Source organism: Pseudomonas sp. OTU5201 (assembly GCF_038440135.1).
GTDB classification, from domain to species: Bacteria; Pseudomonadota; Gammaproteobacteria; order Pseudomonadales; family Pseudomonadaceae; genus Metapseudomonas; species Metapseudomonas resinovorans.
In genome coordinates this window covers 33,009-46,464 of the sequence record NZ_JASATC010000022.1, presented here as the reverse complement: position 1 = coordinate 46,464, position 13,456 = coordinate 33,009, and the positions used below count along the sequence as shown (strand labels likewise).

Sequence of the window (13,456 nt, the reverse complement as noted above, 5' to 3'; positions counted from 1 at the left end):
AGCCCCCAGCGGCCCGAACCGGATCTTCTGCCATGTCCGAAACCAGCGCGCTCTTCACCCGCAATTCCGACGCCTATCGCGCCAATCGTCCCACCTACGATCCTGCCCTGATTGCCTGGCTCAGCCAACAGGCGCCCGACCTGTCCCTGGCCTGGGACTGCGGTTGCGGCACCGGCCAGGCCACGCAGGACCTTGCCCGGCACTTTCAGCGTGTGGTGGGAACCGATATCAGTGCACCGCAACTGGCCAGGGCCGAGCCGGCAGCCAATATCGACTACCGCTGCGAGCCGGCCGAGCAGACGTCGCTGGCCGACGCCAGCGTGTCGCTGACGCTGGTGGCCCAGGCACTGCACTGGTTCAACCTGGAGCGCTTCTACGCGGAAGTGCGACGCGTCAGCAAACCGGGTGGGCTGCTGGCGGTGATCTCCTACAACCTCACGCAGATTTCCCCTGAGGTGGACGCGCTGGTCAGCCACCTCTATCACGACATCCTCGGCAGCTACTGGGCCGAGGAGCGCAAGCATGTGGAACAGGGCTACCGCACCCTGCCATTTCCCTTCGAACGCATTGAAGTCCCGCCATTTACCCTGGATGCCGAGTGGGACCTGACGCGTCTGCTGGGCTACCTGGAAAGCTGGTCAGCCCTGGCGACCTACGAGGCCGCCCACGGCAGCAACCCCCTCGACCCATTGCGGGAACGCTTCCAGCAGGCCTGGGGCGACCCAGCCAGCACCCGCCGGGTGAGCTGGCCGTTGGTGGTGAATCTGGGACGGGTCAGCTGAAGAGATCGTTGAGGTGAGTTCATCATCAACGGTAGAAGCGCAATAACGGAATATCGGTTTGGCGCTGCAGGAACGCGGTGGTGGCAAGCCGTTTGAGCGGGAGTACTCATGCACCAGGTTTCACGATTTTCGGTAACCGCAGGACTGGACGCGGAACGCCAACTGCTGGAGCGCATCCAGCAAGGCGAGCAGGGGTGCGGGCTGCTGTTGTGGCGACCACTGGAGGCCGCACTGGTGATGCCGCAGCGGATGAGCCGGCTGGCCGGATTCGCGGCTGCCGAGGCCGATTGCATGGTGCTCGGCTGGCCCGTCGCCCTGCGCGACAGCGGCGGCGAACCCGTGCCGCAATCTTCGGCGGTGCTCAATGTCGCGCTGGCCTATGCCTTGCCACCGCGTGAGAGCGAGTTGACTCGCATCGAGAACGCCTACCTGCGCCTGAGCCAGCCCATGCTCGACTGGCTGTCCGGCATGGGCCTGGAAAGCGGGCTGGGCGAGGTGGACGGTGCATTCTGTGACGGTCGCTACAACGTCACCGTCTCGGCACGCAAGCTGGTGGGCACCGCCCAGCGCTGGCGCCGTCGCCGCGACGACGGGCGCCATGTCGTGCTGGCCCACGCTGCAGTGCTGATGGAGAACCAGCGTGAGCCCATGGTCGAGGTGGTGAATGCTTTCTATCGTGGCTGCAATCTGGAAGACCGCGTTCGCGCCAGCAGCCACATTGCCCTCGAAGAATGCGTGGGGCAGGTGTGGAGCCGGCTAGAGCCCTTGCGCGAGGGTTACCGCCGGACGCTGGCCGAGGCCGGGCTGGCGCTTGAATGAGTGGGGGGAGAGGGGGGCGATGGTCAGTTAATGGTATTGATTCACATTTGGCAGTTAAAATCACTTGACTGAAAAATGAGAATCATTATTATTCGAATCACTGGCCTCGCGGCCAGCTGGATAAGCTGACAAGCCCAGATTTCGGACTCATCAGATTATCTCCTCATCAGGCTAATCACGGTTATTGACCCGGCAAATTGCCGGGTCTTTTTTTGCCTGCGATTTGCGCCCGTCTGCCGAGAAACCTTGTGGGGGGCGAATTCATTCGCGATGGGCAGCAAAGCTGCCCCCTTGGCGTACAGGCAGGTCTTCAACCTGCTCAGCGATTGAAATCGCCCCCACACAACAGCTCTGGCGGCGCTCGGCTAATGCCCCTTCGCCTTCCTGATTCGTAAGAAGATCACCCCAAGAATCAGCACCACCACCGGCGTCATTACCAGGATCGCCGTCTTCGGCGACATATCCAGGCCGAGAGTATGCAGGCCGCCGTAGAACAGCTTGAACAGGCTCAGCAGGTAGTAGCTGATGGCGATGATGGACAGGCCTTCCACCGCCCTCTGGATCTTGATCTGGGTATCGGCGCGGGCGTTCAGGCTACTCAGGATTTCCGAGTTCTGCTCTTCCACTTCAACCTGCACGCGCGCCTGCAGCAGGTCGCCCAGGTTGGCGACGCTTTGTCCCAGGCGAACCAGGCGCTGGTCGGTGGCGACGCAGTAACGCACGGTGGGGCGGAAGCGGCGCTCGATGAACACGCCCAGACGCTGACAATCGCCGATGTGGGATTCGCGCAACTCGTTGATCCGCTCGAAGACGATCTGCGCATAGGCTTCGGTGGCGCTGAAGCGCTGCCGGGTGCGTGCGGTGCTGCGGACGATGCGTGCGGAGAGGGCGGCGATATCGGCCGACAGCACCTTGGCGCTGCTCTTTCCCTCGGCGTTGCGGTCGGAAAGGCTGGTCAGCTCCTTGTCGTATTCCTTCAACTGCAGGCTCACCGCCTGGGCTACCGGCAGGGTGAGGGAGGCCATCATGCGGTAGGTCTCGATCTCCAGCAGGCGACGGATCATCCGGCCGAGGCGATAGGCGTTGAGCCGTCGGTTGACCAGCAGGATGCGGTTTACCCCGTCTTCAGTCAGGCGAAAGTCGGACCAGGCAATCGCATCACCGCCGCCCAGGGTGGAGCCTGAAGGGTCCTTGAAACCATAGGCTGACGTCTCGCCGGCCCAGTTCGTCTCGGACTCCACCAGCACCTGGTCGGCGTTGATCAGCAGGTGACGGTGGTCGGCCACCAGGCTTTCCAGTTCGGCGGGTAGTGGTGGCCAGAAGGCGTCGCCTGGTGTGCGTGGTACCACCAGGGTCAGGGTGAAGAACTCCGTGTGGCGTTCCCATTTCAGGGTGTTCTCGCCCATCCGCAACAGACCCTGGGAGCCGTTGCTCGCCAGTGGTGCGTCGGTGACCTGGTTGAGCCGTTCTACCAGGGCGTCGCAGACATCCTCGGCATCGGCGAAGGCGAAGTGATAGACGTGGGCCGGATCACGGAAGTAGATCGATGGACGCGAATGCAGCTCGTTGTGCAGGGCTTTGCGTAGTGGATGCATGGAGACTTCTGCAGGCAGGGAGGTTTTCTTCGATGACGCGGCCCACCTGTGGGACGGTCACACCCGAGAAGAAGTTGTGACGGGAGTGCCACCGACCAGTCAGGGCGGGTAGCCCTTCAGGTCGGTGACGACGGGGAGTGGCAGCCGGGCTGCCTGTCGACGCGCCAGGGTCTTGTGGACCTCAGGCACGAAACTGCTGCATCAGCTCTTGCTGATGATTGGCCAGCTCGTTGAGCTGGCGACTCACCTGGGCCGACTGCTGAGCCTGGCCGGATAGAGACTCGGTCACGTCGCGGATGGCCTCGACGTTGCGATTGATTTCATCTGCGACGCTGCTTTGCTCCTCGGCGGCACTGGCGATCTGCAAATTCATTTCGGTGATCAGGTTGACGGCATCGCTGATGCGTTCCAGCGCCGACACCGCGTGCTGCACCTGGCTGACGTTCTCCTGCGCCAGGCCATGGCTGCCCTGCATGGCTTGGGTCACATCGCGGGTGCCGGTCTGCAGGTTGTCGATCACGTTGCGGATCTCTTCCACGGAGTCCTGGGTGCGCCGCGCCAGGCTGCGCACCTCATCGGCAACCACGGCGAAGCCGCGCCCGGCGTCACCCGCGCGCGCGGCCTCGATGGCGGCATTGAGTGCCAGCAGGTTGGTCTGCCCGGCGATGGAGAGGATCACTTCCAGCACCGAACCGATCTGTTCGCTGCTTTGCGCCAGCGTCTGGAGTTGGGCCATGGCCTCGCTCATGTCCCGCGCCTGGGCATGAATGGCGCGGGTTGTGCGGGTGATCACGTCGAGGCCTTCGCGGCTGGCCTGGTCGGCGTTGCGCGCGGCATCGGCAGCCTGGGCTGCACTCTGGGCCGAGGCATTGGCAGTTGCGGACATTTCGTGCAGCGCGGTGGCCACCTGATCGATCTCGCGGAACTGCTGCTGCATGCCTTCACTGGTCTGGCGGGCGATCAAGGCCGACTGGTCGGCCGTCTCGCGGGCGTCGCGCACCGAACCCTGGACCTTGGCGATCACGGGCTGCAGCTTGTCGAGGAAGCGATTGAAGGCCAGCGCCAGACGGCCGAGTTCGTCGCGCCGGGCGTAGGTCAGGCGGCGGGTCAGGTCGCCTTCGCCGTCGGCGATGTTTTCCAGCATGGCGGCCAGACGCAGGAGCGGGCGGGTCACGCCGCGGGCGGCCAGCCAGATCAGCGCGACACCAAGCAGAGCGGCGATCGAGCCCAGGGCAAACTCCAGTGCCGAGCTTTGCAGGCGCTCGTCATCCATCTGCACTTTCAGGGCTTCGACAGGGGCCAGCAGCACCGATTGCGGTACGCCCAGCAACACGCCCCAGGGCTTTGCACCGGCAATGGGGGCGAGGGGTTCCAGCACGCTGATCTGCCCCTTGTCAAAGAAACCATGGGGCTGGCTGCGGCCCAGAAACTCGAGCACTTCGGCGGCCTGGTCCGGTAGCACCACCTGCAGGCGCTTGCCGAGCTGGCCGGCATCCTGGCTATGGCCGGCAACCACGCCGGATGGGCTGACAATGCTGACGCGGCCGTTTCCCTCATAGAGTTCGCGGCTGCTGGCCAATGCATCCTGCTGCAGGCTATCGAGGCTGATGTCGAGGCCGATCACGGCCAGTATCTTGCCGTTCTCCAACAGCGGGAAAGCAATGCTGGTGATCAGCTTGCGGCTGCCGGAAGACTCGTCGAAGTAGGGCTCCAGCAAGCACAGCTGCCCGCTGTCGCGTGGGCAGGTGAAGAACGCATTGAAGGGAGCGCCGCTTGGGCCGGGGGAGGTGTCGGCGAGCAGCTTCTCGTCGCCCGGAACCGCCTGCAATTCACCGGGTTTCGCCTGCAACCAATAGAGGGCGAAGCGTCCGGCATCGTTGCTGCCGAGGTCGCTGCGACCACGGAAGTCGCTATCGCGCCCATCGAGGGCATCAGGCTGGAAGATCAGGAACAGGCCGAGCAGATCCGCGCGCTGCTCCACGGCCTTACGCAGTTCACCGGCGAGTTCGGCCCGCAGCGCCTCGGCGCTCATTTCGCCTCGGGCGGCCTGCTCGCGCAGGTAGAGCAGGTGCCGCGCCAGGCCCAGGCCGAATTCGTGGGTGCGGGTGAAGCTGCGCTGAATCTGCAGCGCCTGCACCTTGCCCTGGGCCTGCAGGTTGAGGCGCGCGGCTTCGGCCAGCATGCTCCCGCTGGAGTCCTTGACCCGCTCGGTGCTGGCGCGGGTCTGGTAGAGCGACAGGCCAACCAGCAAGCCAACCACCAGGATCAGGCAGAGGCTCGCTAGCAGGGTGATCTTGCTTTGGATGCTGACGCTGGGGCTGGACATGGACGCGGTCGCATGGAGAAACCGGGACGTTGCCGCCCCGGATGGGGTCAGAAGACGGTGACGAACACCAGTTGGCTGTAGAGGTTGCTGTCGTCGCCACCGAGCTGGGTGCCGCCTTCGTCCGCGCTCCGATCAGGCTTGTAGAGGCCGACCACGGGCATGACGATCAGGTTTTCACTCACTGCCCATTCGACGTAGAGATCCACCTCGCGGCCATCGAAGTTGCCCAGGTCACGGTCCAGGGTGTTGAAGTCGAACCACAGCGCGCCAAGGCTCAGGTTCTCCAGCGGCGTCACTTTGAAGGCAACGTGGTGGACCTGGGTGTTGGAGTTGAATGGGCCGGCATAGTTGCCCGCCACCTCGCCCTGGAACCAGGTGCCGTAACCACGGCTGAAGCCGGTGAACAGCAGGTCGTAACCTTCCGAGAAGCGGCTGTAGCGGTAGTTCACGCTCGGGCTCCAGGCCACATCGGCGAAGGTCCAGCCGGCTTCCAGGTACCAGGCGTTCTCGTCGTCGACGTTCTTCTTGTCCTGCCAGGCGTACTCGCCGGAGAGGAACAGGTTTTCTACCCCGGCATTGCCCTGGCCGCGCAGGCTGTAGGTCTTCATGCCATCGCGTTCGGCTTGGAACGGGCTGGCGAACTCCTCGTCGATATCGCGAATGTCGATAGCGGTGAGACCCAGAGTGCCGGCCTCGGACACGTGTTCCAGGGTGCCCACCAGCAGCTCCGGCTTGGCCTGGGAGCGGTTGTCGGACTTGAGCCACATCAGGTCGCCGCGCAGGCCGTCCTTGCCACCGAGGCGCAGGATGGCGGTCTGGTCGAACGCCTTGCGTGCCGCCAGCCAGTACGCGCCGCCACGATTGAACTCGCCGTCGGCAAGGCCCTTGCCGAGGTTCAGGGCATCGCCGTTGATGAGGAAACCATCGCCGATCATGACGTTCTGCCGGCCGAAGGAAAGGTCCACGCCGTCCTCGCCCAGGGCTTCGAGCCGCTGGCCGGAGCGCCAGCCGAGGTAGGCGTCTTCGATCTTCGTGGTGCGCTCGGAGCCATCGGTGAAGCCAGCTGCGTCGCCATCACCCCAGGTGCCGGAGCTGAGCAGGTTGAAGGCGCCATAGCTGGTGCCGGCCCCTGCCAGACCCTGGTCGAAGCTGATGCCGTACTTGGCATAACCCTCGCGCCAGGACGACGACCCCTCGCTCTTCGAGCCCGCGGTGGCGTAGTTTTCCTGGCTGTGGAAGAAGCCGTACACGGCCTCCAGGGTGGCGTTCAGGTGGGTGTCGTCGTCGGCGTAGAGCTCATAGGCGCTGGCCTGGGTAGCGGCACCCACCAGCAGCGCCAGGGTGGAAAGTCGGAACAGGTTCGACCGGGACATGGCAAGGCTTCCTTCTTCTTGGTATTGGCAGCGGAGCGTTTCTGCGACCGGATACTAAGGAGTTGCCGTGCACTGGCCTTGTGCCTGCTTGCCAAGGGTTTGATGCTGCGTGCCAGATTCGTGGGAGGCGGGCACCCCGGCGTGCTGGCGGGCTCCAGGGCGTTCGGCGGGAGAGGGAAGGTGTGGTTCCCGGCCTAGCTGCGGCGGCCGATCAGCGAGGGCTGTTCGGCATACAGCCTCTTGTACAGGGAGGAGAAGTGGCTGGAGCTGGCGAAGCCGAGGTCGAGCGCCAGGGTGGTGATGTTCTGCTGCGGGGCGAGTTTCAGGCGGCGTCTTGCCTCGGCCAGGCGCAGGGAGAGGAAGAACTGCAGCGGCGTGGCCTGGCAGATCTGCCGGAAGCAGTACTGCAGGGTGCGGTGGCTGGTGTTCAGGGCTTGGCAGAGTTCGATGATCGACAGCGGGATGGCGATGTTGGCCTGCATGATCTCGATGGCGGCCAGCACCAGGCGGCGGTGCTGCTCCAGGGCGCGGGGATTGGACGAGAGCCGCGCTGCGCCTTCGCGCAGGCTGTCGTCGAGACCCTGCACGACGCAGCCCAGTGCCGACATCACGGCCGACATGCTATGCCGGGCCACCGCTGCGCTTCGCTCCTCACGTTCGAAGGCTCCGATCGAGTTGCAGAGGTCGCTCCTCAGGTCCTGCGCGGCCGCCGGGGAAATGTCCAGGCGGCGCCGCTGCAGCGCCTGTTCGAGCAGTTCCTGTTCCTGTGCCCCGAGCGCCCGCGCGAGCAGCTGGCGGCTGACCGTCAGCCCCAGCATGCGGATCTCGCCGGGGGCGCAGATTTCCATTTCCTGGCCGCCTTCGAGCACCAGCAGGGTATCGAGCGACAGGACGTGGCCGTTGAACAGCGAGTCGCCGGAGACGCTCAGCGGAATGCCGAAGACGATCTGCCCGGCCGGCGGAGCCATGTTCTCGTGCAGGTGCAGGTTGGACTGCTCGTAGATCAGCGACGCGTCCTGCAGCAGCACCTGCAGCAGTTCGCCCTGCAGCTTGCCGCGCCCCAGCTGGGTGTAGTCCTGGCTCCAGCCGGCCAGCGCGCCGGCGAGTTCGTCCGAGTCGAATGCCTGATGTCGGGCTATGCCTGTCATGGCGGTTCACCTTGGTGTTGCGGGCTGTCAATCATCAGCGACGACGGATGTGCCGGGCAATGGTGGCCGGCACATCCGTTGTCGTCATTGCTCTGTGCGCCAGTTGCTTGCCCCTCCCTGCCAAGTTTCAGCGCACAGGTTCAGCGGCGCTGGCCCAGGTAAGCCTGCGCCAACCGGCAGGCCCGCTCGATCAGCAGGGGCGCCAGCTCCTCGGCCGTGCGGCTTTCGCGGCGGGTATGGACCCAGCCCAGGTAGGTCGATCCGCGCAGGGCCAGAAACAGCGGCAGCGTGGCGCGGTCGGTCGGGGTCAATGGCTTCACCGCGTGATAGCCGTCGAGCAGAGCGGCTTCGATTTCGGCGTAGCGCGGATCGTCCAGGCAGAAGTAGAGCGCCGTGGCCAGTTCGAACATGTGCCAGCCGAAGCCGGCGTCGTCGAAGTCGATCAGGTGCAGGCGGCTGTCCTCCAGCAGCAGGTTTTCCGGCACCAGATCGGCGTGGATCATGCCGAAGTTTTCCAGGGTGCGGCCGTAGCGGCGCAGGTCCGCGCGCGCTGCCTGGCGGGTCGATTGCAGCAGGTCGCGCTGCGCCGCGTCGAGCAGGTCAAGCTCCCAGAAGCGTCCCCAGAACGGCTGCTGGCCGATCAGGCCTTCCTCGTCCCAGGCGTGGCGGCTGAAGGTATTGGGTTGCTGCCACTGGGCCGAGCGCAGGTGGATGCGCGCGGCCACGGCGCCGGCCTCGGCGAACAGCGTGGCAACGTCGGCGTCGATTTCCAGGCCGTGCTCCGCCGAGCCGATGCTGCTGCCCGCCAGCCAGCCGAGCATGTCGACGTAGCGCGCTTCGCCCAGCTCGTCGCAGCGCACCTGCGCCAGATGCTCGCCGTCGCGGGTGCGGATGATCTGCGGAACCTGGAGCCCGCCCGCGGCGAGGGCATCCATCCAGAGCAGTTCCGAACGCAGGGCTTCTTCGGAGTGGTAGCCGTCGCGGTGGATGCGCAGGGCGCTGCGTTGGCCGTCTGCCCGCGTCGCGCAGAACACCGCGTTCTCGCGGTACTTGACCAGCTCGACGCGGACGAACTCGCCTTCCCACTGCTGCAGGGCGCGCAGCGCCAGGCGATGGAGGCTGGCGAGCTGTTGTTCATGGTTCAGGGTGAGGAATTGGCTCATGTCGGTGTCCTTAGAGTTCGTTCATCACGGTGTCGAGGGTGTCGATGAAGAAGTCGGCGTCGGCCGGCGTGAAGACCAGTGGCGGGCGGATCTTGAGGATGTTGTCGCCAGGGCCGATCTTGCTGATCAGCACGCCGCGCTCGCGCATCTGGTTGACGATCCGGCGCGCCTCGATGCCGGCCGGCGTCTTGTCGCTGCAGTTGCGCACCAGCTCCACGGCGAAGAACAGGCCCTTGCCGCGCACGTCGCCGATGATCGAATGGCGTGTGGCCAGGCGCTCCAGCTCAGTGGCGAGGTGGGCGCCGACTTCCCTGGCATTGCACAGCAACTGCTCGTCTTCGATCGCGTCGAGCACCGCCATGCCGACGGCGGCGGCCACAGGCGAGCCGCCGAAAGTGTTGAAGTAGAGGTTGGTCCCGCCGAACGCCTCGACCCGCCTGCGGCTGGTCACCAGCCCGGCGAGGGGGAAACCGTTGCCCATGGGTTTGCCGAGGGTGACGATGTCCGGCACGGCGCCGTGGGCCTGGTGGCCCCACATGTGCGCGCCGGTACGGGCGAAGCCGGACTGGACTTCGTCGACGATCAGCAGGCCGCCGGCCTGGTGGACCAGGTCGGCGATCCGCTCGATGTAGCCGGCGGGCAGCCGTGGAATGCCTTCGTTGGCGAACAGGGTGTCGATCAGCATGGCGGCCAGCCGGGTGCCCTGGGCTTCTAGCGAGGCGATCGCCTCGGCCACCTTGGCCACGTACTGGTCGGCCAGCTGTTCCGCGCTGGTACCCGTGGGTGCGCGGTACAGGCAGGGGATGGGCACCGCCCGGGCGTGGCGCGAGAAGGGCTCGGAACTGGGCAGGGCGGTGGTCAGCTCGGCCAGGGTGGTGGTGTTGCCGTGGTAGTTGTAGTCGCTGACGATCACCCCCTTGTTGCCGGTGCAGTAGCGCGCCATGCGCAGCGCCAGTTCGTTGGCCTCGCTGCCGGTGCAGGTGAACATGACACTGTCCAGGGAGGCGTCGAAGGTCCCGGTCAGGCGTTCGGCGTAGGCGACTATCCGCTCGTTCAGGTAGCGCGTATGGATGTTCAGGGTCGCCGCCTGCCCGGCCATGGCCGCCACCACCCGGGGGTGGCAGTGGCCGACGCAGGGCACGTTGTTGTAGACGTCCAGGTAGCGCCGCCCGGCTTCGTCGTACAGCCACACACCCTGGCCCTGCACCAGTTGCAACGGCTTGTCGTAGAACAAGGGCGACTGGCTGCCCATGACCTGGTGGCGGCGTTGCAGAAGGTCTTGCTCAGACATGTTCGGGGTTCTCCGTGGCGAGGGATTTGGCGGCACGCGAGGCGCGCACCAGGTAGTTGAGAATCAGGACGACGGCCAGCACGGCGACGGCGCTGAGCATCTCGACCTCCAGCTGGAAGCAGGCGGCGATCACCACCAGGGTCAGCACCATGCCGATGCCGGCGATGACCGGGCCGCCACGCAGGCGGAAAGGCCGCACCAGGTGCGCGTGGGTGCGGCGCATGCGGATGTAGGCGGCGAACAGGAACAGATGGCAGCTGCTCAGCAGCAGGACGATGCACAGCAGCAACTTCTCCGGGCTAACCAGCGACAGCGGCAGGCCGACCACCACGAGCAACAGCAGCGCCACGTAGGGCGAGCCGCGGCGGTTGGTCCTGGCCAGTGCGGCGGGGAAGTAACCGTCGCGGGCCAGGGCGTAGAGTTGCCGCGACGCCGAATAGACCACCGAGAAGAAAGTCGCCAGCAGGCCGCAGACCGCGCCGCAGCCCACCAGCAGCGCCAGCCAGCTGGAGGCGTCGTAGCGCCCGCTGTGGGTCATGGCGGCGTACAGCGGGTCGCCCGCGGCGCCAACCACCGCGACCCCAGCCGCCCCTGGCGCGCTCACCAGCACGGTCAGCGCGGTCAGCAGCAGGGTGGCGACCGCCGCGACTATCCCGCGCGACATGGCGTGGCCGGGATTGGCCGCCTCTTCCGCGGCGGAACTCACTTGCTCGATGCAGATGAACATCCAGATCGCGAAGGGCACGCAGGCGAAGATGCCGCGCACGCTGAGGGACTGGCCGAAGCCGCCGCCGCCGAACAGGTTGGCGGTCTCGACCTGGGGCAGCATCGCCGCGCCGAAGATCAGCAGGGTTGCCGCGGCGATGGCGCCGGCCAGCAGGGTGACGCCCAGGGCCTCGCCGACACCGCGGATGTGGATGCCGATGATGATGGCGAACAGCGCGATCTTCACCGGCCAGCCGCCGAAGCCGAAGACCGACTCCATGTACGACGCGACGAAGGTCGCGGCGGCGCCGGTGCCGATGGTCAGGGCGATGGCGCAGGCGGCGCCGACCAGGTAACCGACGAAGGGACCGAACGCGCTTTGCGCATAGGCGAACACCCCTCCCGCATGGGGCATGGCGCTGGACAGCTCGCTGATGCACAGCGCCAGGCCGCCGCTCAATGCCGCCATCAGTAGCGTGGCCAGCAGCATATTGGCCCAGCCATTGTCGAGCAGGCCGTAGTTCCAGCCGGAAAACTGGCCGGCGATTACCAGCGAGACGCCGAGCCCCGCTATCTGGGGCCAGCCGAGAACGCCTTGTTTGAGCATGATGTTTGGTTCCTCGCGTTTTCTTGTTGTTGGGAGCACGCGCCAGGCGCAGGGGCCAGGCCAGTGGACGTTAAGGCGCTGAGGAGGGCGGCGATATAAGGAATGCGCAAAGAGGTGCCGGCACGAGAGATCCGAGAGACGGGAGGTCTTCGGCTGGACGGACGCCTCCCTCTCCGGAACAGACAAGGTAGGGTGGATCACGCTTCACCGATCCACCATCGGCGCTGGGCCCGGCCGCGGTGGTGGATATGAAGAGCGATATCCCCCTACATTCGGGACGAGTTCGCGTAATTGGGGCTCTCCGCGTACACGGACAGCCTCATCTCCTCTTCAGGGAGAGGGAGACAATCGGCGCATCGGCAAATTTCCGTCCGTCTGCACGGGCAGTTCGTTGGCGATGGTTCAATACTGATGTGCGAGCAATCTAAACGGCGGTACTTCAGGCGAAGGGTTCTCAGCGCATGCGTACATTCCCGATCCAGAATGCGGTGGGCATTACCTATGCCTTCGAGATAGAGAATGCCTACATCTCCGCTGCGGATGTCGCTTCCACGCTGGCGCGGGTCGATGGGGTATCGGGGACCTTGCCCCGACGACCCTCCAGCTCCGACAAGTTCCTGGTCACCTTTCAATTCAGGGGCCATGACTGTGCGGTCTGGGAGCCCTTCGGCGACAACAGCCGCTACTGGATCGGCCCGCAGGAAGCAGAGCGGGATGTGGACTTCGCGGCGGTGGAAATGGCGTTCAAGCAGTACCGGCCGGCTCTACTGAGAAAGGTCCTGGGGGACCTCCTCGGCCTGAAGTTGCTGTCGCGCCGCTAGCCCGGGTGGAATCCGGGCTCAGGGCTTGGCGTCTTCCCCTGCGGCAGTCGGTGCATCGGCGAGGGGTTTGTAGAAGAGGAAACGCCGCGTCTGCGTGGTCCTGAGGTATTCCTGTGCCCACTCCGGCGACACGGTGCGGTCGTGGAAGTAGAGGGCACCGTCGGTGCGGTCGCGCAGTTGTCCGTTGAGGGCCTTGCGCGCGACCTCTCGGGCCTGTTCGTAACGCGCCTCTTCCACGACTTCGTCGGGGCGGCCGTCGCACCACCAGGAGAACTGGCAGCTCCTGGTTTCCGAGCCTTGCTTGACCACCGCGCAGACCGTGTCGGGGAAGTCCTCGTGGCCGACCCGGTTCATCACCACGTTGGCCACCGCTTCCATTTCCTCTGGCGCTTCGCCCTTGGCTTCCCAGTAGATGGAGCGGGCGAGGCAGGTGATGGCATCGTCCAGCGGCGCTTCGCCGGCCGGGTCTACCGCCTGGGCCTCGCCGCGGGTGATGGGCTGTGCATCGCCGCTGGTCGGCTGTTGGCCATGGGCGGCCTTTTCTTCCAGCACCTCGGCCTTGTCTTCCGCCACCTGAACCTTGGTTTCGGCTATCGCGCTGCCGCCGAGAAACAGGACGGCTACGCAGAGTGCCCCTGCTATCCGGCGCATGATCATTCCTCGCTGAAGTCGCACCATAGAGGCCGCCACAGTGACAGCAAGGAACGGCAACCTGCAGGGCCGCCAAGGGGCCGATCCCGCTTGAGGAAATAGACCCCGGTCGCGGCGATTCATTCCATCTGCGAATCGCTGGAGGCCACGGATGGCGATGGCTGTGGCCGGGTTT

The 13,456-nt window shown here is 65.5% G+C and carries 10 protein-coding genes and 2 pseudogenes; 3 read left to right on the top strand and 9 right to left on the bottom strand.

All coding sequences use genetic code 11. The features are described from left to right. Positions 1-32: 32 nt before the first annotated feature. Together AAHM40_RS15205 and AAHM40_RS15200 are read left to right on the top strand one after the other, a co-directional pair. The gene (locus AAHM40_RS15205) at positions 33-782 is read left to right on the top strand and encodes a class I SAM-dependent methyltransferase (RefSeq protein WP_342245395.1); all 750 of its coding nucleotides are present in this window, start codon (positions 33-35) and stop codon (positions 780-782) included. A gap of 108 nt (positions 783-890) precedes the next feature. Further along, positions 891-1,601 carry a lipoyl protein ligase domain-containing protein gene (locus AAHM40_RS15200; protein ID WP_342245394.1) on the top strand — a complete coding sequence of 237 codons (711 nt, stop codon included), beginning with the start codon at positions 891-893 and terminating at the stop codon, positions 1,599-1,601. A gap of 365 nt (positions 1,602-1,966) precedes the next feature. Here the strand turns inward: AAHM40_RS15200 and AAHM40_RS15195 are convergent, their stop codons facing one another. The 8 genes and pseudogenes from AAHM40_RS15195 to AAHM40_RS15165 all read right to left on the bottom strand — a co-directional run bounded on the left by AAHM40_RS15195 (position 1,967) and on the right by AAHM40_RS15165 (position 11,809). After that, a complete protein-coding gene (locus AAHM40_RS15195) occupies positions 1,967-3,196 on the bottom strand; it encodes a DUF3422 domain-containing protein (RefSeq protein ID WP_342245393.1) in 1,230 nt (409 codons plus the stop codon). Positions 3,197-3,377: 181 nt separating this feature from the next. Beyond that, a pseudogene (locus AAHM40_RS27305) lies at positions 3,378-3,902 on the bottom strand (methyl-accepting chemotaxis protein); the annotation flags it as partial. Between the two features lie 333 nt (positions 3,903-4,235). After that, positions 4,236-5,228, bottom strand: a pseudogene (locus tag AAHM40_RS27300) (HAMP domain-containing protein); the annotation flags it as partial. A 341-nt stretch (positions 5,229-5,569) separates the two neighbouring features. After that, the gene (locus AAHM40_RS15185; RefSeq protein ID WP_342245391.1) at positions 5,570-6,895 is read right to left on the bottom strand and encodes a hypothetical protein; all 1,326 of its coding nucleotides are present in this window, start codon (positions 6,893-6,895) and stop codon (positions 5,570-5,572) included. Positions 6,896-7,089: 194 nt separating this feature from the next. Next, positions 7,090-8,043 (bottom strand): helix-turn-helix domain-containing protein, encoded by a 954-nt coding sequence (locus AAHM40_RS15180; protein ID WP_342245390.1) that lies wholly within the window; start codon positions 8,041-8,043, stop codon positions 7,090-7,092. 140 nt (positions 8,044-8,183) lie between these two features. Then, complete coding sequence (locus AAHM40_RS15175) at positions 8,184-9,206, bottom strand: phosphotransferase enzyme family protein (RefSeq protein ID WP_342245389.1); 1,023 nt, start codon at positions 9,204-9,206, stop codon at positions 8,184-8,186. 10 nt (positions 9,207-9,216) lie between these two features. After that, complete coding sequence (locus tag AAHM40_RS15170) at positions 9,217-10,497, bottom strand: aspartate aminotransferase family protein (protein WP_342245388.1); 1,281 nt, start codon at positions 10,495-10,497, stop codon at positions 9,217-9,219. Beyond that, entirely contained in the window at positions 10,490-11,809 is a 1,320-nt protein-coding gene (locus AAHM40_RS15165; RefSeq protein WP_342245387.1) for an amino acid permease, read from the bottom strand. Before AAHM40_RS15165 ends, AAHM40_RS15170 begins: the two co-directional genes overlap by 8 nt. Before the next feature lie 461 nt (positions 11,810-12,270). On the opposite strand from AAHM40_RS15165, the gene AAHM40_RS15160 reads away from it, so the two are divergent. Continuing rightward, positions 12,271-12,630, top strand: coding sequence for a hypothetical protein (locus AAHM40_RS15160; protein ID WP_342245386.1), 360 nt, complete (start codon positions 12,271-12,273; stop codon positions 12,628-12,630). Positions 12,631-12,648: 18 nt separating this feature from the next. Here the strand turns inward: AAHM40_RS15160 and AAHM40_RS15155 are convergent, their stop codons facing one another. Beyond that, complete coding sequence (locus tag AAHM40_RS15155; RefSeq protein ID WP_342245385.1) at positions 12,649-13,281, bottom strand: cell wall hydrolase; 633 nt, start codon at positions 13,279-13,281, stop codon at positions 12,649-12,651. Between the last annotated feature and the right edge of the window lie 175 nt (positions 13,282-13,456).